This window comes from Shewanella sp. T24-MNA-CIBAN-0130 (assembly GCF_040310185.1).
Classification (GTDB): Bacteria; Pseudomonadota; Gammaproteobacteria; order Enterobacterales; family Shewanellaceae; genus Shewanella; species Shewanella psychromarinicola.
Map to the genome: position 1 here is coordinate 26,354 of NZ_JBEOPP010000037.1, position 21,677 is coordinate 48,030.

Here is a 21,677-nt window from a genome sequence, read left to right on the forward strand (position 1 = left end):
AATACTGACACTTAACTAACTATAGTCACTAGCATTCAGCAGTTGAAATAATCGAAAGAATAATTCTGAAATGTGATCCAAGTAAAAGCGACCACTCTTTAGCTTAAAAATTTACGGGCTAGATGCTTTTGCATCAATTGCCATTTTTTGCTCCATAAACTTAACCGTAAAGTGCCCCTTTGCGCCGAGCTAAAAACCAATAAACGCTCATGGACACGAGCATCTTAAAATAACTTGCGTATAATGAGCGCCAATTTGATATTACTTTTACCACAGTTAGGAAAATCCCATGGCTTGGATCCAATTACGCATTCACACTCATCGCGATAACGCCGACATGCTTGGCGACTTATTAATGGATCAAGGTTCTATTTGTATCACTTACGAAGATGGCCAAGACGAACCTATTTTTGAACCCAAGCTAGGAGAAACTCCGCTGTGGCAAGATACTGTAATGATTGCATTATTTGATGCAGGTACAGATTTATCGCCGACAATCGAATTTTTAGAATCTATGCCATTTCTAGGAAAAGGTTTTCAGCATAAAATTGAACAAGTAGAAGACAAAGACTGGATACGCGAATGGATGGACAGCTTCCACCCTATCCAATTTGGTGAACGCTTATGGATATGTCCTAGCTGGCGTAAAATTCCAGATCCGACGGCCGTTAACGTCATTCTCGACCCCGGTTTAGCGTTTGGTACTGGCACTCACCCCACAACGGCCTTATGTTTAGAATGGTTAGATAGCCTTGATTTATCAAACCAAGAAGTCATCGACTTTGGTTGCGGCTCAGGCATTTTAGCCATTGCAGCCATTAAACTCGGTGCCAAGAAAGTCACTGGTGTTGATATTGATTATCAAGCCATTGACGCCTCAAAAGCCAATGCTGAACGTAACGACGTAGTCGATAAACTGGCACTGTATTTACCAGAAGATCAACCCGCTAACCTACAGGCCGATGTCTTAGTCGCTAATATACTTGCCGGCCCATTAAAAGAACTCGCGCCATTGATAGCCGAAAAAGTGAGAGTGGGTGGCAAACTAGCACTCTCGGGTTTATTACAAGAACAAGCCCAAGATGTATCCGACTTCTACAGCCAATGGTTCATCATGGATCCCGTTAGCAACAAGGAAGACTGGAGCCGCTTAACTGGGGTACGTAAGTAGCCAACACGCAGAAAAATCGCACTCAATTAACCATAATTGAGTGCGTCAGTCCTCGTTTACAGGTCATTAACATCAATTATTGACACTTAGATACAGAAAAAGTCTCTCTGCAACTCGCACCAGTGCTCAAAAATAGTCGAAAAACCTCATTTATTAGTCAAAGATGTGACGGCTAATGAAAGTCAAGCAAAAAAGTTGCATTTAGGTCATTTATTGACCTTTTCACAGCCGTGAAAAAGGGCTACTATAGCGCCCCTTTGGAGAGCAAGGTGAAGTACATAATGCAAATTGGCCCGTATCAACTGTCTAATCAGCTGATTGCCGCACCAATGGCAGGTGTCACCGATCAAGCCTTCCGAAATCTCTGTTTACGCTATGGCGCAGCTTTGGCCGTATCAGAAATGCTTTCGTCGAATCCCGATGTTTGGGACAGCGATAAAAGCCGTCAGCGCATGATGCATTCTGGCGAAGAAGGGATACGCTCGGTACAAATAGCAGGGGCAGATCCTGATTTAATGGCCAATGCCGCTAAGTTCAACGTTGAACAAGGTGCGCACATCATTGATATCAATATGGGCTGCCCAGCAAAGAAAGTGAATAAAAAATTTGCGGGTTCGGCGCTAATGCAAAGCCCCAGCTTAGTAAAAGAGATTTTACAAGCCGTGGTCGCAGCAGTGGATGTACCAGTAACGTTAAAGATCCGCACAGGTTGGGAGCCTGAACATCGTAATGGTGTTGAAATAGCCCAAATTGCTGAAGATTGTGGTATTGCCTCGCTCGCCGTTCACGGCCGAACAAGACAATGCATGTACAAAGGCTTTGCCGAGTACGACACTATCAAAGCAATTAAACAGACTGTCTCAATTCCTGTTATCGCCAACGGGGACATCGACACACCGGAGAAGGCCAAGTTTGTACTTGACTACACTGGCGCCGATGCCCTGATGATAGGAAGAGGTGCACAAGGAAGGCCATGGATTTTTAAAGAAATCCTACATTACCTGGAAACAGGTAAAAAGTTAGCGCCAATTAAGGCAGAAGAGCAACGCACAGTAATGCTTGAACACCTTAAGAAACTTTGTGACTTATATGGCGAATACAAAGGTGTCCGATTTGCTAGAAAGCATGTCGGGTGGTACCTAAACCATGAGGAACAGCGTCAATTTCGTGCTGACTTCAATAGGCTTGAAACCGCTGCCCAGCAACATTCCTTCGTAGAATGTTATTTTGATGAATTAGTTTAGAATTTAATAAAGAGCAGAATAGAATGTTTGATCAGACAACTAACACAGAAGTTCACCAGCTTACCGTAGGCAAAATCGAAACAGCAAACGGCACTATCAAGCCGCAGTTATTACGTGACGCAGTTAAACGTGCCGTAACTAACTTCTTCTCACAGTTAGACGGTCAGGAAGCTTCTGAAGTATATGAAATGGTATTGTGCGAAGTTGAAGCGCCTTTACTAGACATCATCATGCAACACACTCGTGGCAACCAAACGCGCGCTGCTAATATGTTAGGTATCAACCGTGGTACTTTACGTAAGAAATTAAAGAAATATGGCATGAACTAAGACTTAGCGTCTAAGTGATTGTAATAAAACGGACTTATCAGCAATGGTAAGCCCGTTTTGTTTTATCCGTTACCCCCATAATGACACACCACTTATCACCAAGCGTTAAAGACGATGAGAAACATCCCTTTTTAATGACTAATGTGCCTGTAGCCGAGTGATTTTCTCTGTAGCAATGGTATGGCTACAGCTGAGCCCACTATTACCTCGATAATTTTTACAGCCCCAAAAAGCCCCACGGGCACTTTCTCTTAAGGTCATATCAGCGCCACATATGTTGCACAATGGTGCCATGTGACCACAATTATCGTTTAAGCAAATAGTGAAACCTTTAGCGCGTTTGCGAGTCATTGGGCTGCCACAGAGATCACAGCCTGCTTGTTTGTGATCGCATAATGGAGAATGTGAGCAGGAGAAAAATGACTTAAACTTGCCGGTTCCCGGTATTAGCGTGCCCGTAGTACATTGAGCACATTTGATCTGCTCAAACAGTGTTTGCACCAAAGACCTACTGAATTCATTCTGTTCAATGGCATAGTGCTGCTGAATAAGTTCGACCAAAAATGGGCTGGCATTGGTCATATCGGCTAACACGTAAACCCGATGCTTTGCTCGAGTCAGTGCGACATAAAATAATCGCCGTTCTTCGGCAAATTCAAAATCTTCAGCTTGAGGCAAGAAAGCGTCGAGTATTGGTGGGGTCATTTTTTTTGACGGAAACCCATGTATGCCTTGTGTCAGCCCCATGATCACCACATAGTCAGCCTCTTTACCTTTGGATGCATGAAACGATAAACACTCAATCACTAACATGGGGTAGTTAACCGTTAACTGACGCAGCAGATCTTTATCTGGCAGCTGAAACCAAAAGCGTGCCAGTAAGTATACTGTCGGTTTAGTTGTGGGCTTATCAGTGGCTTTAGCTACGCGGACAGACAGCGCATTCAAGGCTTGCTCTAATGCATTGCTACTCGGTTCATCTTTGGTTGCGCCCTCATTGGCGCCGCGGCGAAGTATTGATATCGCAGGATCGACAACCTGTACTAACGAATGAATATTTTTGTTGATTTGATTAGGGTTTTTGCTCACAAAGGCACTGGCTACTTCGCCGATACGGTTATTAAATCTAAATGTAAGGTCTAAATATGTTTCGGTAGTATTGCCAAAATACCGCGAAAATTGAGTCGTTAAGCTGACATCCGCACCACTGAAGCGATAGATGGCCTGCCAATCATCTCCAACACAAAATAGTGAGGTATCAGTGTTGCTCGTATTCGCTCTCGAATCTCGCAGGGCACGCACTAAACGCGCTCTAGGTTCTGAAATATCCTGAAACTCATCGACCATAATATATCGCCACGGGCTAACATATTGGCCGCTTTGCAGATAACCGAGCGCTTTAGCGATCATATCTTCAAAGTCGATATCACCGCTCGCAGATAAATGCTGCTGATATTGCTGTAAAATGGGCTGCAACAATTCAAACGCTTTACGGGTTTGTTGAGGATCGCCAGCATTGGCAAATACCTGCTCTAAGCCTTTTTCATCAACACAAGCCGCTTTGTATAAGCCGATTAACTGACTGAACAGTTTAGCCAACTCAGTCACTCGTCCTAGCTTATGAAGGGTTGCCAATATGGCGTCGTCAGGCAATGGCGAATAGTTAACTTTAAATACCGTTAAGGCCTGCTCGAGCCTGTTGATTAACTGATTTTTTTTGTGCTGATAATAAAATAATTCAATGCAGTTAGTTTGATGTTTTTTATGTAACTGACGTTGCCACTCCATTGATGCAAAATACGCAGCGTTATCGATATAAGGCGCAGTATTATTGGCGCCATCGATAGCGTAATACTCAATGTAAACGTGATGTTGTGGAAGATAAAAATCAGCTTGATACTGACGAAAATCAACTGTACTGACGTCATATTCATATTTGGCTTCATACTGATATTCAATGCCATTAATAAATAACCAATTGGCGATATACAGCTCAGCAAAGCTTTTCACTCTTTCGCCTTTTAATGAGCGGATGTCGTTATCATTTAGATATTCAAAGTAATCACCTTCGGTGGTAAATTCGAACGGGTTTTTCTCCACGTAATAAAAATGACTAAAATAGTCAAAAACTTGTTTACGATAAGGCTCATCTTCAATCAAGGTTTGTAAGCTATTGTGCACCCATTTATCTTTAGCCTGCTCATCGTTTACCCAAGGTGACAAGCTGGGGTTAACACCTTCAACCTCGGCAATGATTTTCAATCCTAAACTATGAAACGTACTCGCCTTAATATCATCGGTGCCAAGCTGGTGTTTAATTCGCTGGTCCATTTCTTTGGCGGCTTTTTTACCATAAGCCAATAATAAAATATCATCCGCTTGAGCTTGGCCACTGGCAACTAAATACCCCGCGCGGCCAACCATTACACTGGTTTTACCGGTTCCCGCACCCGCTAACAGCAGATTGTTATCGTCGTCAATAATACATGCACGGCGCTGTTTATCGGTTAATGGGTTTGATTCTACATGATCGAAAAAGTCAGCAAACGCGAGTAATTGAGATTGAATATAATGCTCACGAATATGCTCCACATCCGCATTATTCCAGTGGTAAAAATCGCGCAATTGAGTTAACGCCGCGCGTGTTTTTGTGGGCAATTCGACGCGGTCACTCCAGGGAAACCAGCGGCGGTATTCTCGCTCAATTCTCGGGCGTATTTTGTCAACCAATGACTGGCGTAAATAGCGGCTCGATATTGCTTTTTCAATTCGAGAGATCAAATCACATAACTGGTTTTCATGGGATAAGGCCCAGAGTAATTCGACTTGTTGTTTAAATTGAGACTTAGCGAAATAGCTCAGAAATGGAATTTGATAACAAGTACCGGCGGCATTCACACTTAGCAAGCTACCGAGTAAACTGGCACTAAAAACTGGCGGGTGATCTAACTGCTGCCACGATAGGTGGCCAGCATTGAGCAATTGATGAGTCTGTCTAAATCGTGCTAAAAACTGCCCTTGAGTTGAAATAAAGGTGATGCCCTCTGTCGTTAACTCAAGCGCATTGGCACTGCGCTGATACAAATGTCCAAACCAACTGTGAGGGATATGCTTAACTGAATATTCTGCTGACAATGTAAAACCTACGACTAAATGGTTTCAGGGGTTAACCGACTAATATTGAAGATAACTTTACAGCAAATAATTAGCCATTACGGATTTAAAGCAATAATACACCTCGTCGGTGATTAAGTGAATGTGCTAAGCAACTCACAGGCTTAACGAAGAGCCCCCCGAAATGTTGTCAATAACCTATAGCGCGATATCGCCTTTAGTGTAACGCGGCGATCGACGGCCTATTGAACACCCGATAAATTATCGAAAAATGCTCATCTACATCCGCATTGTTGACATGCTGGTCGCCGTTGATGACATAACTGCAGCCACATACCAACAAGGGTTTGTTGGTATGGTGAAGTGGACCCAAACAATTATTTACATATCAATTAGCCATAATTATCGCCTTGTTCCGTTGTCGTTAAACTAAAACAAGCCAAATCAATCTAGAGCAACTAGATTAAATAGCGCTGAATCGTCTACTCAATAATGTATAAATTGGCACCGAATATGTGAACCAGCTAACAAAACCATTGCGAGTAAATTGAAGCCATTAAAAGATGCATATAATATACATGTAAATTATGTGCATCTTTGGAGTGGCTCATGTCAACACCGCAAACAACTGAACAGTTATCACTATTATCGCTGGTTGATTTAATCGATCATATTGAAGCGACTCACCATAGGTATATCCGTGAAACAGCGCCATTATTGATTGAGTACACCGAAAAAATGCTTCGTGCTCATGGTGATGATCATGATGAGATCAAACCATTGGCGCAATGTGTACGCGAGTTAATTGACGAATTAATGCCCCACTTGATGAAAGAAGAACAGATCCTGTTTCCAGCGATTAAATCCCTCAGCTTAGGTCAGCCTGTCAATGGCTGTTTTGGCCATATTGGCAACCCGATTAACATGATGTTGCACGAGCATGATAATGCCGACCTCATGCTTCATACTATTCGACGCTTAACCAATGACTACACTATTCCTGCAGGCGTTTGCCACACATGGCAAGCATGTTATCGCACCTTGGCTGAATTTGATGCCGACTTACAAACTCATATTGACGTTGAAAACACCCTATTGTTCCCCAAAACATTAGCGCTATAATTTACTCAAATCCCCTTCTTGAGAAGCAACGCCGACTTAACCCAAGCGGATTTGCTTCCTTTTTTTAGCGAAACTTCATACAGTAACATTGCCAGCAATATTATGGAGTCAGTATGTCCCCTCATCATTACCCAACATTTGCCCTAGACGACATCGCCAATTTACATGAGTCTGCCCAAGTAGAGTTTAAGTTAGCGGGTGGACGAGACGGCAAGGGTACTTTGCCCGAAGGCATGTGGGAAAGCTACAGCGCTTTTGCCAATACCTTAGGCGGTGAAATTATTTTAGGCGTAAAAGAACTGCATGGTGATTTTACGATTGAAGGGATTGTTAATCCGATGCCGATGCTCAGTGAAATTTGGACAATTCTACAAAATCCGAAAAAAATCAGTCACAATATTTTAGCGCCGACTGATGTGCAAATTATCGAAATTATGTCTAAAAAGCTTATTCGCATCCATGTACCCTGCGTCGACGTAAAAATAAGACCTATCTACGTCGGCACCGATCCTTATAGCGGCACCTACTTTCGTGTAGGTGATGCTGATATGCATGCTAGCCGCGAGCAAGTGGAACAAATGAGCCTTAAAGCAGGTATCGACCTAAAAGGCTAAATCCGCGCTAAAGCAACTCGAGCAGTAAATCCAATTGGTTGATTTCAATATGCGGTAATACCGGTTGTGCTTTTTTATGCCGTTGCTGCATACATGGATTTAACCAGACACTTTGGCAGCCCGCCATTTTCGCCCCAGCAATATCGGACAGCGGATGATCGCCCACATGCAATAACGCCGACGGCCTAATATCTAACTGGCGGCAAGCGAGGGTAAACATGTCGGCTGCAGGTTTCATTTTAACGCCATGACCTGGGTGTAATACAAATTGCATCACCTTATCTAACCCAATACGTTGGGTGTCGACATTACCATTGGTGATACCGATAAGTCGGTAGCGTTGACTGAGACGTTCTAGCAACTGCATCACATTATTATCAATGGTAAAATTACTACGATGATGATGAAAACAGGTCATCCCATCTTGTGCCCCTTTACTGGCTTCAACTTCGCTATAATTAAAGTGTAAAAGACCTTGGTGCAACATGGCATAGCGGGCGGCACTGGTATCATGAGCTAACTCTGGGTGTCGCGTAAACAGCGCATGTTTGAGTTGCTGCCATTGATCGACATTCCACGCTGTTGTAGCGGGATAGGTTTGATTAATGAACCAAAACAGTTGCTCACTGGCATGCATTACATAAGGAAGGTTATTGTACAGCGTGTCGTCTAAGTCAAAACTAATCGCGCTAAACGTTTGTAGACGCTGATATTGGATTATTGAAGCTTTAGGCAATGGCGATATCATTATTTCCCCCTGTCTTTTTTTGCTCTTGGATGCGCGTTATCGTACACTTTGGCAAGGTGTTGAAAGTCTAAACTGGTATAAATTTGTGTCGTCGATAAGTTAGCATGACCGAGTAATTCTTGTACGGCACGTAAATCTTGGCTTGATTCAAGCATATGGGTTGCAAACGAATGGCGCAACTTATGCGGATGAACTTTGACCGCCATGGCTTGCTCTTGCCCCCACTTAGCCATACGCGCTTGAATACTACGATGAGACAATCGTTTGCCTTGACTGCTGACAAATAACGCCTCTCCGGCTTCAGCGCAAGGTAGTTGATTACGGCAATTCAGCCAAGCGGTCAATGCCTGTAAGGCTAGCTTACCAATAGGCACAACACGCTGTTTACTGCCCTTACCCATGACTTTAACTTCACGTTGATCAAACTTGATGTCAGCGCAATCTAAGCTGGCTAGCTCGGCTAAACGTAAACCACTTGAATAAAATAATTCCATAATGGCTTTGTCACGCAAACTCAAAGGATCATCGCCCGCTATGGACAATAAATGACTAACGGCATCCACATCCATATTTTTTGGTAAGGGTTTATTTTGTTTTGGTGCACTTAATGTCTGTGCTGGGTTTACCGTTACGGCACCTTCGCGCAATAAAAAATCAAAGAACTGTTTTAAGGCAGACAAACACAAAGACAAAGATCGAGGACTCAATCCTTTACGATGTAACCTTGCCAGTACAGATTGCAGTTGTTCACGAGTGGCATCTATGAGCTTGGTTGGTTCCGTTAAGATGGCTTCAACTCGACGCAGTTCAAACATATAGTTACGCACGGTATAGGCTGAAAGCTGTCTTTCTGAGGTCAAATGTTGGCTAAATATCGTTTGCCAGTCTGTTGGCTTCATCAAGGTACTCCCAGATTGTAACTACTCAGGCCGTCGCCATTTAAGCCTATTTCATTGTTGAAAAATACTCATTTAACACACTAAACTACGCTTTTTGCCTTGAACTAAGCATAAATGACTTAGTCCTGAGCATTTAGATTACATTTTGATACCAACATCTCAAATGAGAATGGCGACTAAGTGGTTACAAACGATTGACCTAATCCGTGTATCCTAAACAATACACTTGGCATTAACGATTACAGTTGCGGCAACATATGGTCCAGCAAACGACGCAATTGGCTAAATAACAACGAATCCATGTCGGGATGAAAATGGGTTGGATTTTTACTTGCGATGGCAAATATCACCTGACCATTTTCATCAGATAATTTAGTTAATGCCACAGAGCCGACTTCGCTACCAAACAAACGTTTAGATTCTGACTGGGTTAACCGGCCAAAGTAATAACCGTTTTGGACTCGATGACGCCAAATCTTAGCTAATTCACTGTCGATATCGTGCACAGTAATCAACCTGACATGACTAAAGCCAAACTCGGTTTTTAACCCCTCTGACAGCACTAGACGCAGCTCACCCAAGTCTTGGCTCGCAAGCATTTTAAACGATAACTCAGTATTAAATTTAAATATTCTCTCGTTATGAGTCGCAATATTCATTAGCGAAGTAATTTCTTCTTCGAGCTGACCCACTCGTTGACGCAATAGCTCTTGTCGGCGTTCAACTAATGATACCGCGCCGCGTTCAGTATGCGGTATACGCATGGCGACTAACAGCTCAGGATAGCGATTAAAAAAGTCAGGATTATCCAATAAGTATTCGCGGATCAACATTTCATCAAACGGCGCTTGCTGCATACTCACCATCATATCGGCACCAAGATCTTGGCCAATTGAATTAATATCTTTTGCTTGAGCGCTGCTAACAGTATCGTCAGTGGCCTCATTGGTTAAACTGGCTTCAGTGGTAATGTCACTCATAATTGTATTTGTCCGTCATATACGTGTTCAGCCGGTCCAGTCATCCACAGAGGTTTACCCTCACCGTCCCAATTGATCACTAAACTACCACCAGGTAAGTCAACTCTCACCTGCTTATCAAGCTTACCTTGTAATTGCCCAACCGCTGCAGCGGCACAGGCTCCTGTACCACAAGCTAACGTCTCTGCCACACCACGCTCATATACCCGTAATTTAATATGTCCAGGGGTAATGACTTGCATAAAGCCCACATTCACGCCTTTAGGAAAGCGCTCATGACGGGTTAACATACTACCAATTTCATCAACGGCCACGGTTTGCACATCCTCGACGTCGATGACACAGTGTGGATTACCAATTGAAATAGCGCCACATAGGTAAGTTTGCATTGAGGTTTGTAGTAAGTATGTTTTTTCGCTTTTTTTGGCTTTAAACGGAATTTGGCTTGGCTCGATAACAGGTACACCCATATTGACTGTCACGTTACCATCACGCTCAATCCGTAAAGTGATTTTGCCTGAATTAGTACTCACGCGAATTTTATTTTTTTGGGTTAAGCCTTTATTTCGAACAAAACGAGCAAAACAGCGAGCACCGTTGCCACACTGTTCAACTTCACTGCCATCGGCATTAAAGATGCGATAATGGAAATCTAAATCAGGATCATAGGGCGGCTCGACCAACAGTAGTTGATCAAAACCAATCCCAAAATTGCGATCTGCAAGACGGCGAATTTGCTCAGGCGAAAAAAACACATTTTGTGTTACGCCATCAACAACCATAAAGTCATTACCCAGTCCGTGCATCTTAGTGAAATGGATCACAAAAGTTTCCTTATAAAACGTTATGCCGCTAGCTTACTGCCTATGGCAATAAATGTTCGCCTTGCCAAAGTTGTTGTAGCGTTTCGCGCTGACGAACAACAAAATCATCACCACCATCAACCATAATTTCAGCGACTCTTGGGCGAGAATTATAATTTGAGGCCATCGCAAAACCATAAGCGCCACTAGAGCGAACCGCTAAGAAGTCACCCGCTTTTACCGCTAACTGCCTGTCTTTACCCAAAAAGTCACCGGTCTCACACACTGGGCCTACGATATCATAAGCAAACGTTGGCGCATCATTTTGTTGTACCGGAATAATATTTTGCCATGCGCTGTAAAGTGATGGACGAATAAGATCATTCATTGCCCCATCGACAATCGCAAAACGCTTATCGCTGTTTTCTTTTAAATAAAGCACTTGAGTGACGAAAATACCTGCGTTAGCCGCAATCGCACGACCCGGTTCAAAAATTAACGTTAACTTACGTCCATTTAATCGTTCAAGTAATGCTGCAGCATAAGCATCGGGATGTGGCGGGGTTTCAGCGTTATAAGTCACGCCTAAGCCGCCACCTACATCAAAATGTTTTATCTCAATACCTAGCTCACCTAAACGGTCTATCAACGCAAGCATGCGATCCATCGCATCTAAGAAAGGTTTTATTTCAGTGAGCTGAGAACCAATATGACAATCAACCCCTTTAACATGTAAATGAGCTAATTGAGCCGCACGGGCAAAAACCACTTCGGCTTCATCCATTGCGATGCCAAATTTATTTTCTTTAAGACCTGTCGAAATGTAAGGATGAGTACCGGCATCAACATCAGGATTAATTCGCAACGAAACAGGTGCCACTTTCCCTAATCGCCCGGCAACATCATTGAGCTGTTCAAGTTCGGCACTCGACTCAACATTAAAACAGTAAATCCCGATGTTGAGAGCTTGCTCCATTTCGGCAACGGTTTTGCCCACACCAGAAAAAACCACTTTGTTAGGATCGCCGCCCGCTTGCAGCACACGCGAGAGCTCACCGCCAGAGACAATATCAAAACCACTGCCTAAACGGGCCAATACATTTAATACCGCAAGGTTTGAATTGGCTTTCACTGCATAGCAAATAAGATGAGGATGATCAGCAACGGCATTATTAAAGGCATGCCAATGACGCTCTAATGTGGCACGAGAATATATGTACAGCGGCGTGCCATGAGTCTTGGCCAATTTTGCTACATCGCAGTCTTCTGCGAATAGTGAATTATTTTGATAAGAAAAGTAATCCAAAATACGGTCCCTTATAAATGCTATTCTTGTTGTGAAATTGAGGATTGAGAGTCGAGTTCCTCTGTTTGCTTTAGCACATCTGTGCTGGCAGATTTTGGGGCGACTTTATTGACCACTGGCTCAGGTGTTTTGTACAAAACCCCTTTTTGACCACATGCGGTTACGAATAGGCTAGCAAGCATAATAAATAAAAGCAGTCTCATTTTTCTCAACATCTGTGCATCTAGTTAATAATGGACTTATAATCGCATTCATAACGCAGAAAGCAAAGGATAGAAATACATGGCTATTACAGATACTGAATTTCATCGATTAGCCGATGAAATGTTTGCCGAGATAGAAAACGCGGTAGAAAAAGCAATTGACGAGCAAGATGCCGATGTCGATATCAATGCAAGCGGCAATGTTTTGCAGTTGGCTTTTGAAGATGGTTCGCAAATCGTCATCAATAAACAAGAACCGCTTCATGAAATTTGGCTAGCCACGAAATCTGGTGGCTATCACTTTAATTATAATGACGAAAAATGGTTAGATACCCGTAATGGGTTGGAATTTATGCCTTTCGTGATTGATGCAATTAACAAGCAAAGCGGTATTGTGCTCAAGATAAACCCATAAATGTCCCATTGTTTGAGTTTGTGATAGCGATTGAGTGAGTTATTAAATAGTGATTGATATTGGGCTTATGCTTAAAATGCTGAGCCCATCTCATCTTTTGACAAACCAAAGGGCATAACGGTTAATTCACCTTCTATGCGTACAAGTTGGAAAAACTGCGGCATATTAAAAACAGGATGTCGTTGTTTTTTCTCGTCAAATACGTATAAGTGACTTTCTTGGGCAACAAAATCATTGATGTTAGTATGTTGATATTGTAAATGCTCAAGCTGATTAATTTCATCCGCGATATACACATCCAGCATTTGATTACGTTTATGTAAAAAGTACTGTTTCGCACCCATCACTGTATATTGGTAGATCACCGATGGCGCACTCGAATGAGGATCATCCGCTAAATCAGGCCGCGGCAACACATAAGTTTCATCACTCTTTTTATGAGCCATCGAGTCACGTTTACGATACATCATCCCTAAAGAATTAAAATACAGACGGTATCGTTGATCACCAATCGTTATTGAATGCATCAATGTATTCGTCTGATCCGCCTTCTTCATTAAACCATAACAACGTAACAGCAGTGTTTTGAGCTGATTGAAAATCTGTTGCTTTAACTTGGCTGAGCAACTAATAATCGATAAATCAACTTGTTCATTCGAACGCTTTAATCCCAATATAATAAATGAAATCGCTTCAAGTAATGCGGTGTGACCGTTAAAACGATGACATTGCCATTCACCCCAACTGTCTAAGCAAACGATTGCAACTGATGACAACATATTCTGTTTAGTTTGACCTAGGGATAAAACAGTGGCATTTGCATAATCCAGCATCGATTCAGGTCCAAACCATTGAGTCGTCGGATCACCATCCATATTCGCAATAAACACAATTTTTTGATAAAACCATGGCTCACATAAATCGCGCTTAGACACCGTGGGCACATGATGCATGATAGGGATCAATTTACGCGAAAGGTAGCCTAGCTTGTCGGCGCGCATTTTATTGCGCCCAACTTGAAACCAATGAGTCTCTGAAGTTGCCAGACCATTCATCACTGACCACGCAACTAGGCTGCATATGTTGTCAGCATCGTGTATAGCATGATTATCAAAGGCGTTTTGTTGATAACGAGTATCGACTTGAAATTGATCCAGTTCGTCATAAGGTTGACGATATAAATAAAATCGTGATGTCTTTAAGCAATGGCGGATCGTTAACGACTTTTCCGCGGTCGATAAACTCCATAAACGATTTAGAGGCTGCAACAAATGGTCATCATGACTAAAATAAGTGTGTAATTTACGCGCCAACAAGCCGAGTTCTTCAACCCGCATACGTTCACTTAGCGTTTGTTTCGAGGCAAATTTTAATAGATTCTTGTAACTGACTAATAGCAGTTCACTGAGCTGCTGATTGAACCATTTTAACTGGCCGGCATGCCAATAAGGGCTATTATCCAATGTGGCAACTAACTCATGGCTCCACCCCCATTGCTTAACGAGACTGTTAATTTTTTCAACCCGCCAGTCTGTCGCACTATGAGGTGATACACACGATAACGTAACGCCAGACTTTAAGTAAAAACAACGTCTGACAATTTCTAAACGATTATGCTCTCCCTGAGCAATCAAGTAAGCTTCTATACGTTGATAAAGCAGTAAATAAGCATCGTTATCAACACTAAAATCTTGTTGTTGGCAATATTGCCAAATTTGCTGGGTTATCATCTGGGTATGTGGGTATTCAGAAGCATATGTTTCAAGCAGTAACACTTTTAATAAAGCTTTATGAGGTTTATTTAAGCCCTTATAAAGCTGCCATAATGAGGCACCAAAATACTCTCCTGCTGGCAATGAATTGACATCACCAAGATACAGTAAGTTAGGATCAGATTCAGTATCTTGACTATCGGCATCGGGCCACCAAGCAACAATTTTGCCTGCGAGTCGAATGTGAGAGCGGTAAAACTCTTCTAACAATAGCCAATGTTGGCTACTACCACTGTGTTCTATGCCTACTGACTGGCAATTATCAAATGCGCTGCATTCTCTAAATTGCATGGGATGCACAAGATAAAAGTTAACTTCAAACTCAAAACCGGCAAACCAGTCAGTAATGAGTTTGTTCTTATATTCGATTAAGTTAAGCTGGTCTTGGGTAAGATTACTGTTGTAAACCAACCAGATATCTATATCACTTTGCGGGTTTTGTCCAAAACTGGCAGTGCTACCCATGGCATATATGCCTTCAAAAGCCGTAGCACTTGAATCAATAGCCTCCGAAATAGGTAAACTCAAGGCATCACATGCTGAAATCATCGCGTCTGACAATATAAAATTGTGTATTCCACACGGCGTCTTAGGATCAATAATGTCAGAAACATCTATTTGATTATATTGAATTAAAAATGGGATGAGATGAAATAAATGTTGCTGTAAATCAGGCAACACATTAAGCACTCTAGTCAATCTGATGCTATTTAGTTTCTCAGCTAGATCCTTTTGATAATATGCCGTTTTATCGGTCAAGACTCACATCCTTTATACTTTGGCTAATACAAACGCTTAAAAACAAACCGTTAATAACAAATAATTATAAGAAACTAATTTATTATTACAATTACCACCAATAAAGCCAACCAACCTCACGTTTTCGCCAAAACAGTGATAATGGTAGCACTTTTTTTGGTTTCGCCAGAAGTTAATCGAGGATCTAGGCCCAGAATAAGCTCTACAGACTTCAAACAATTGCCATCGATTTGTTACATCATCGCTTGAGCAATGATAGCATTACCTCAATGAGGCTATCTGATGGATCTACTACAATGTCTGAAAATATAATTCGTATCGCAACACGTAAAAGTCCACTGGCAATGTGGCAAGCTGAATTTGTCAAAGCTGAACTTGAACGCATTCACACTGGATTAACCGTTGAACTATTGCCGATGAGCACCAAAGGTGATGTCATTTTAGATACTCCGTTGGCTAAAATCGGTGGCAAAGGACTGTTTGTTAAAGAGCTTGAAGTTGCCATGCTTGAGAATCGTGCCGATATTGCAGTGCATTCAATGAAAGACTTGCCGGTAGACTTTCCAGAAGGGTTAGGGCTTCAAGTTATTTGCGAACGTGAAGATCCACGCGATGCTTTTGTATCAAATAATTATAAATCTATCAGCGAATTGCCTCAGGGCGCGGTGGTAGGCACATCAAGTTTACGCCGACAGTGCCAAATTAGAGCCGCTCGCCCTGATTTAGTGATCAAAGATTTACGCGGTAATGTTGGCACCCGTTTAGCCAAGCTCGACAGCGGTGATTACGCAGCCATTATCTTGGCAGCTGCAGGATTAATACGCTTAAAATTGAATGACCGTATTGCAGGTTTTATCTCTGCCGAAGAGTCACTTCCAGCTAATGGCCAAGGTGCGGTGGGTATTGAGTGCCGTACCGATGATGAGCGCGTTAAGGCATTATTAGCGCCACTTGAACATTTAGAAACCCGTTATAGAGTGCTTGCTGAAAGAGCAATGAATTCCCGTTTAGAAGGCGGATGCCAAGTCCCTATTGGTGCTTTTGCTGAAATTAACGGTGATACCTTAACCTTACGAGGTTTAGTCGGTAATCCTGATGGTAGCCAAATAGTCCATGGCACAGTATCGGGCGCTAAGCAGGATGGTATAGCGCTTGGTAAATCTCTTGCGGAAGATTTAATCAGTCGCGGCGCTAAAACTATTTTAGATGCTGTGTATGCCCGTTAATATTTTGTCATCAAGATAACAGACGATGAAAGTCTTGTTAACGCGCCCACTCGGGCGCAATCAAGCAATGGAGGAGCAACTCTCACGTCGAGATGTTGCTTATCTTGTTACTCCACTTTTAGCGATCATTGATACAAACGAATCGATTACTAACGCCGTACTAGACCAAACTGATAATTTATTATTTATTAGTACCAATGCCGTCGATTTTGCGGCAAAAAAACTCCACAACAATTTCCCCTCATATTGCCGTTATTTTGCTGTCGGTCAAGCAACGGCAGATAGCCTAGCCCAATATAATATCCATGCCGTTAGCTCGCCAGAAGACAGTCAAGATAGCGAAGGCTTATTGTCACTGCCCCAATTACAGCATGTCGAAAAACAATCATTTATTATTGTTCGAGGCTTAGGCGGACGAGAAACACTCGCTGAACAGTTACAACTACGTGGCGCCAATGTGAGCTACTGGCAGGTCTACCAACGCGCGCTACCAAAACTTGACGGCAAAGAGATAACTCAACACTGGAAATCGTTTGGGATAGATACCATTGTGATTACCAGTGGTGAAACATTATCCAATTTAATCGAGCTTGTACCAAAAGAATTATTTGCATGGTTACGTGCATGTCATATCATAGTCCCCAGTAATCGCGTCGAGTTACAAGCTAAAGCAATGGGATTGAGCCATATTACCAATGCAAATGGAGCCAATACTCAAGCTATACTAACGAGTCTTGCTTTATAATTTGTTATTGTATTGTTATGTTGCATCGACACGCATTTATTAATATTGCTTTTATTGGTTGTATTTTTGCTTTCAAGGACTGTTCATGGAAAACAATAAAAAAGATCCAAACTCGCCAGCACACAAGGATGAGAACGTTATGTCTCCTGCGCCAAGTCCAACGGACAATCCGGCACAGGCCAAAAAAGGCAATGCGACCAGCCAGCAGTCTGCTGACAAAACCAATAATAATCAGTCCAATCCCTCTGCAAAATCCTCTGTGAATTCTCCTGTAAATTCTCCTGTAAATAAGAGCCGACGCAAAGCTAAACCTAGCTCTTGGTGGATCCGCCTTGGAGTCTTGTTCAGTTTAATCGTGGCAATTATTGCTATCGCAGCTTGTTATTGGCTCTATTTGCAGCTTGATCAACAAGGCAATGACCAAGCTCAGTTGGAACAAAGTCTCACTGAGCAAGTAACACAAAATAAATCGTTAAAAGATGAATTACAACAAACGACAATGGCAACCAATAAGCGCATTGGTACACTAGATCAACAACAGTCAAACGATACCAAAGCTTATGCGAAGTTGGCCGATCTGCAGCAATCAACTAAACAATTGCAAGAACGCGTCGCCATTATTGCCCAGCGCAGTCCTAACCATTGGATGGCATCAGAAGCGGAATACCTAGTGCGCATGGCGGGCCGAAAGCTGTGGTTAGAAAATGATCCACAAACTGCAATTGGTTTATTACAGTCAGCAGATGAGCGCATCAGCGCCATGAAAGATCCTGCATTAACATCTCTGCGTAAGGCCTTAGCTGATGACATCACCAACGTTAAAGCATTAAAAACCACAGACGTAACCAATACTATTTTTGACCTAGATATCCTTATCGATGGCTTAACACAATTAACGTTAAATCGTGTTGATGAAAATTTTGCTGCAACCAAAAATACCCCTCCAGTAACGGACTCAATTGACGACTGGCAACAGAACCTGGCCCGTACTTGGCATGATTTAACTGATGGCTTCATCACTATCCGTAAACGTACTACTGATTTAGAACCGCTATTGTCACCGGATCAACAGTGGTATTTGGTCGAAAACATTCGCAACAAATTACTGCAAGCACAATTAGCATTGTACCGTTTTGATCAAGTGAATTATCAACAGTCTATTTCTTTAGCAGACAAGTGGTTACAACAGTACTTTGATTTAAGGGATCCAAAGACCAAAGCAACGATTAAGTCTTTAGATAAACTTGCCAAGGTTAAGATTGACAAAATTACACTCAATAAATTTCAAGCATCGCCACTACTGCAGCAACTCGTTATCTATGGTGAGATTATGCCTACTGAGGAGCCTGCACAATGATTAAGACGCTAGTTTATGTGGTGCTCATTTTAATTGGACTGTGTCTCAGTCCACTTATTGTTGGGCAAAGTGGTTACGTGTATATCGCGATTGGCGACTACCAAGTCGAAACCAGTTTAGTAGTAGGAGTGATTGGATTAATTGTATTTTATTTTGCGCTGCAATTACTCGAGTGGTTAATCGTCCTTCTATTAAATATCGTACTAAGCAGCCGATATCTTCCAGAAGAATGGCGAAGAAAAGCGGCTAAAAAACATACTTTAATCGGCGCTTTAGCACTGGCAGAAGAAGATTGGCCAGCGGCAGAACGAGCCATGGCTAAAGGTGCTGAAAAAGGTGAAATTCCAGTATTAAACTTATTTGCAGCGGCCAGAGCAGCACACTATCAAGGTGATATCACCGCGCGGGATCATTATTTAACTCAAGCAGAGGTCCACCCTATCGCAAAAACGGCGGTATATACTTCGCGTACTCGTTATTTAATCAAGCAGGGTGAATTCGTTAAAGCCCGTGCAATACTAGATACACTCAGCCCCACAAGTAAAAGCAGTGCCCCAGTGTTGAAACTGGCTCAAGAATTATATCTACAGCAACAGGATTGGCAGGCATTAAAGTTGCTGTTACCTATTTTGAAAAAGCGCCAATTGTTAGCTGAAACGGAGTGGAGTCAATTAAACACTAAAACGAACAATATTTTAATGTTGAATGCAGCAAAAACCTCTGAAGCAGAGTTGAATAAATGTTGGCATTGGTTAAATAAGTCAGAACGTAAACAAGATGAATTAATATTAGCTTATGCTCATGGCCTTATTCAGTATGGTCACAAAGAACAAGCGATAAAGTTAATTCATAAACAAGTTAACGCTTCGCCATCGGCGGCTTTATTTTCGGCAATACCAGATTTAATTAGTGCACAAGATCAAGATATACGAAAATTACTCGGCCGATTAGAAACCTCTCATGAAAATGATGCTGACTATCAAATGTGCCTAGCAAAACTTGCCATTCAAAGTCGTGACACTAAACAAGCCAAAATTCATTGGCAAAACGTATGTCGCATAGCACCCACTCATCAATCATGGCTCGCGTTGGCGCAAGCACAAGAACAGTTGGGTGAAAACTCTACTGCGGCCCATAGCTATCGCAACGCGGCTAATATCATGTAAACAGTGATTTTATTATTTGGTACACACTTAAAGCCTGCAATTTGCAGGCTTTTTTTGTTAAATTTGTTAACTTTTTGTTTATTAGGCCGATATATAGACAGAAGAGTTAATCCAAAATAGTGAACTTATCGTGACTTAAAACGTACAACATGGTTAGAATAGACATCATAATAATATCTTTATATATCAAATTCAACACCTTAGTTAACAATCTATTAAACGTCAAAAAATTGACTATTTTAGCAACCAATGATATTATTCTTAGTAGATTGTTTCTAAATTTATTTTAATGTTAATACTATTTATTTTAATGTTAATACTGATAGGTTAATACGCAGATACTTTGCATATTAACCTATTAATATCTTAAGTGTATCAAAGCTGTTGGGAGCTTCAAATGGGATCGATGACTACATCAAAGAATGGAATACTTTCTGCTTCAGAAGGTTCGGTGACAATAACTATTAACAATGAAACCAAGGAACTACAACTTGGTCAGACAGCTCCGGCAGGCGCAATAGTCGCTAGCAGTGATGAGCTTGGTTTTGTTATAACTTTTGATGACGGTACTATTTTTAATAGTGCTAATACTCCTAATGATGAATCACTCATAACACCAGCTGATACTAATAATGATGCGATTGTTGGACAAGCAGCAGATCAACAATCTTTGGATGAAATAGAAGCCTTACAGGCATTGATTGCATCTGGCGAAGACCCAACTGAAGATTTACCAGAAACTGCCGCTGGCACCCCAACTGTCAACCAAGGTGATTCTGGTTATGTTGCTGTAACACGAGATGCTGGCGAGACAATTGCAAATGCAGGCTACGACACGACAGGACAAACTGCTGCCCCAACAGCAGTGACTCAAGAAGAAATTGTTATTAAAAATGATTCCCCATCGATTTTATTAAATGACGTCATTACAGTTAACGAAGATCAAGTTGCTTCTGGCAATGTACTCGATAACGACAGCGATGTTGATTCAGATTTAAGCGTAGTCAGTTTTGAAGTAGATGGTCAAACCTATCCTGCAGGTACAGAAATCGAGCTTGAAGGTGGCGTGCTCGTTATCAATCCTGATGGTTCTTTTACTTTTGCTCCTAATGAAGATTGGAATGGTCAAGTTCCGGTTATTACCTATACCACCAATACTGGCATTACCGCGACACTAACGATTGAAGTTACGCCTGTTGATGATGCGTCTGTACTTGTTAATGACAGCAATAGCGTTGCAGAAGATACTGCCGCCACCGGAAACGTATTAGATAACGACAGCGATGTTGATTCAGATTTAAGCGTAGTGAGCTTTGAAGTTGACGGCCAGACTTATTCTGCCGGTACCGAAGTGACTCTGGATGACGGTGTTTTAGTTCTTAACGCTGATGGCTCGTACACGTTCACGCCAAATGAAAATTGGAATGGCCAAGTCCCTGTCATCACCTATACCACCAATACTGGTGTTACCGCGACACTAACGATTGAAGTTACGCCTGTTGATGATGCGTCTGTACTTGTTAATGACAGCAATAGCGTTGCAGAAGATACTGCCGCCACCGGAAACGTATTAGATAACGACAGCGATGTTGATTCAGATTTAAGCGTAGTGAGCTTTGAAGTTGACGGCCAGACTTATTCTGCCGGTACCGAAGTGACTCTGGATGACGGTGTTTTAGTTCTTAACGCTGATGGCTCGTACAC

19 protein-coding genes are annotated in these 21,677 nt (G+C 42.1%); 11 read left to right on the plus strand and 8 right to left on the minus strand.

All coding sequences use genetic code 11. The annotated features are described in order from the left end of the window. Window positions 1-289 precede the first annotated feature (289 nt). The 3 genes from prmA (at window position 290) to fis (ending at window position 2,744) form a co-directional block, all read left to right on the plus strand. On the plus strand, window positions 290-1,171 hold the full coding sequence (gene prmA, locus AAEZ02_RS14620; RefSeq protein WP_124014057.1) for a 50S ribosomal protein L11 methyltransferase: 882 nt from the start codon (window positions 290-292) through the stop codon (window positions 1,169-1,171). Window positions 1,172-1,452: 281 nt separating this feature from the next. Beyond that, window positions 1,453-2,415, plus strand: coding sequence for a tRNA dihydrouridine synthase DusB (gene dusB, locus AAEZ02_RS14625; protein ID WP_124014067.1), 963 nt, complete (start codon window positions 1,453-1,455; stop codon window positions 2,413-2,415). Window positions 2,416-2,438: 23 nt separating this feature from the next. After that, the gene (gene fis, locus AAEZ02_RS14630) at window positions 2,439-2,744 is read left to right on the plus strand and encodes a DNA-binding transcriptional regulator Fis (protein ID WP_011635942.1); all 306 of its coding nucleotides are present in this window, start codon (window positions 2,439-2,441) and stop codon (window positions 2,742-2,744) included. 138 nt (window positions 2,745-2,882) lie between these two features. On the opposite strand, the gene AAEZ02_RS14635 is transcribed toward fis, so the two are convergent. After that, on the minus strand, window positions 2,883-5,879 hold the full coding sequence (locus AAEZ02_RS14635) for a UvrD-helicase domain-containing protein (RefSeq protein WP_351123723.1): 2,997 nt from the start codon (window positions 5,877-5,879) through the stop codon (window positions 2,883-2,885). A gap of 588 nt (window positions 5,880-6,467) precedes the next feature. Between AAEZ02_RS14635 and AAEZ02_RS14640 the strand changes: the two genes are divergently transcribed. Both AAEZ02_RS14640 and AAEZ02_RS14645 read left to right on the plus strand, forming a co-directional pair. Continuing rightward, complete coding sequence (locus tag AAEZ02_RS14640; RefSeq protein WP_335688245.1) at window positions 6,468-6,980, plus strand: hemerythrin domain-containing protein; 513 nt, start codon at window positions 6,468-6,470, stop codon at window positions 6,978-6,980. 113 nt (window positions 6,981-7,093) lie between these two features. After that, on the plus strand, window positions 7,094-7,594 hold the full coding sequence (locus AAEZ02_RS14645) for an AlbA family DNA-binding domain-containing protein (protein ID WP_101032977.1): 501 nt from the start codon (window positions 7,094-7,096) through the stop codon (window positions 7,592-7,594). Between the two features lie 7 nt (window positions 7,595-7,601). On the opposite strand, the gene AAEZ02_RS14650 is transcribed toward AAEZ02_RS14645, so the two are convergent. The 6 genes from AAEZ02_RS14650 to lptM all read right to left on the minus strand — a co-directional run bounded on the left by AAEZ02_RS14650 (window position 7,602) and on the right by lptM (window position 12,533). Continuing rightward, window positions 7,602-8,342: an HAD-IA family hydrolase gene (locus tag AAEZ02_RS14650; protein WP_124014053.1), complete on the minus strand. Its 741-nt coding sequence runs from the start codon at window positions 8,340-8,342 to the stop codon at window positions 7,602-7,604. Further along, entirely contained in the window at window positions 8,342-9,241 is a 900-nt protein-coding gene (gene xerC, locus AAEZ02_RS14655; protein WP_124014052.1) for a tyrosine recombinase XerC, read from the minus strand. The genes AAEZ02_RS14650 and xerC overlap by 1 nt, the downstream gene beginning before the upstream one ends. Window positions 9,242-9,480: 239 nt before the next feature. Then, the gene (locus tag AAEZ02_RS14660) at window positions 9,481-10,110 is read right to left on the minus strand and encodes a DUF484 family protein (RefSeq protein WP_101034757.1); all 630 of its coding nucleotides are present in this window, start codon (window positions 10,108-10,110) and stop codon (window positions 9,481-9,483) included. 107 nt (window positions 10,111-10,217) lie between these two features. Further along, on the minus strand, window positions 10,218-11,045 hold the full coding sequence (gene dapF, locus AAEZ02_RS14665) for a diaminopimelate epimerase (RefSeq protein WP_101032980.1): 828 nt from the start codon (window positions 11,043-11,045) through the stop codon (window positions 10,218-10,220). A gap of 40 nt (window positions 11,046-11,085) precedes the next feature. Further along, window positions 11,086-12,330 carry a diaminopimelate decarboxylase gene (gene lysA / locus AAEZ02_RS14670; protein ID WP_124014051.1) on the minus strand — a complete coding sequence of 415 codons (1,245 nt, stop codon included), beginning with the start codon at window positions 12,328-12,330 and terminating at the stop codon, window positions 11,086-11,088. A gap of 20 nt (window positions 12,331-12,350) precedes the next feature. Then, window positions 12,351-12,533, minus strand: coding sequence for an LPS translocon maturation chaperone LptM (gene lptM / locus AAEZ02_RS14675; protein WP_198554847.1), 183 nt, complete (start codon window positions 12,531-12,533; stop codon window positions 12,351-12,353). Between the two features lie 79 nt (window positions 12,534-12,612). Between lptM and cyaY the strand changes: the two genes are divergently transcribed. Further along, complete coding sequence (gene cyaY / locus AAEZ02_RS14680; protein ID WP_101032983.1) at window positions 12,613-12,948, plus strand: iron donor protein CyaY; 336 nt, start codon at window positions 12,613-12,615, stop codon at window positions 12,946-12,948. Window positions 12,949-13,019: 71 nt separating this feature from the next. Here the strand turns inward: cyaY and AAEZ02_RS14685 are convergent, their stop codons facing one another. Then, window positions 13,020-15,479, minus strand: a complete 2,460-nt coding sequence (locus AAEZ02_RS14685) for a class I adenylate cyclase (protein ID WP_351123729.1) — start codon at window positions 15,477-15,479, stop codon at window positions 13,020-13,022. 296 nt (window positions 15,480-15,775) lie between these two features. On the opposite strand from AAEZ02_RS14685, the gene hemC reads away from it, so the two are divergent. The 5 genes from hemC to AAEZ02_RS14710 all read left to right on the plus strand — a co-directional run. Then, the gene (gene hemC, locus AAEZ02_RS14690; RefSeq protein ID WP_101032985.1) at window positions 15,776-16,705 is read left to right on the plus strand and encodes a hydroxymethylbilane synthase; all 930 of its coding nucleotides are present in this window, start codon (window positions 15,776-15,778) and stop codon (window positions 16,703-16,705) included. 25 nt (window positions 16,706-16,730) lie between these two features. After that, the gene (locus tag AAEZ02_RS14695) at window positions 16,731-17,450 is read left to right on the plus strand and encodes a uroporphyrinogen-III synthase (RefSeq protein ID WP_101032986.1); all 720 of its coding nucleotides are present in this window, start codon (window positions 16,731-16,733) and stop codon (window positions 17,448-17,450) included. An 85-nt stretch (window positions 17,451-17,535) separates the two neighbouring features. Continuing rightward, a complete protein-coding gene (locus AAEZ02_RS14700) occupies window positions 17,536-18,807 on the plus strand; it encodes a uroporphyrinogen-III C-methyltransferase (RefSeq protein WP_124014049.1) in 1,272 nt (423 codons plus the stop codon). Next, window positions 18,804-19,973, plus strand: coding sequence for a heme biosynthesis HemY N-terminal domain-containing protein (locus AAEZ02_RS14705; RefSeq protein ID WP_101032988.1), 1,170 nt, complete (start codon window positions 18,804-18,806; stop codon window positions 19,971-19,973). The genes AAEZ02_RS14700 and AAEZ02_RS14705 overlap by 4 nt, the downstream gene beginning before the upstream one ends. 397 nt (window positions 19,974-20,370) lie before the next feature. After that, window positions 20,371-21,677, plus strand: a 1,307-nt coding sequence (locus AAEZ02_RS14710) for a retention module-containing protein (protein ID WP_351123732.1), incomplete at its 3' end; no start/stop codon positions are given.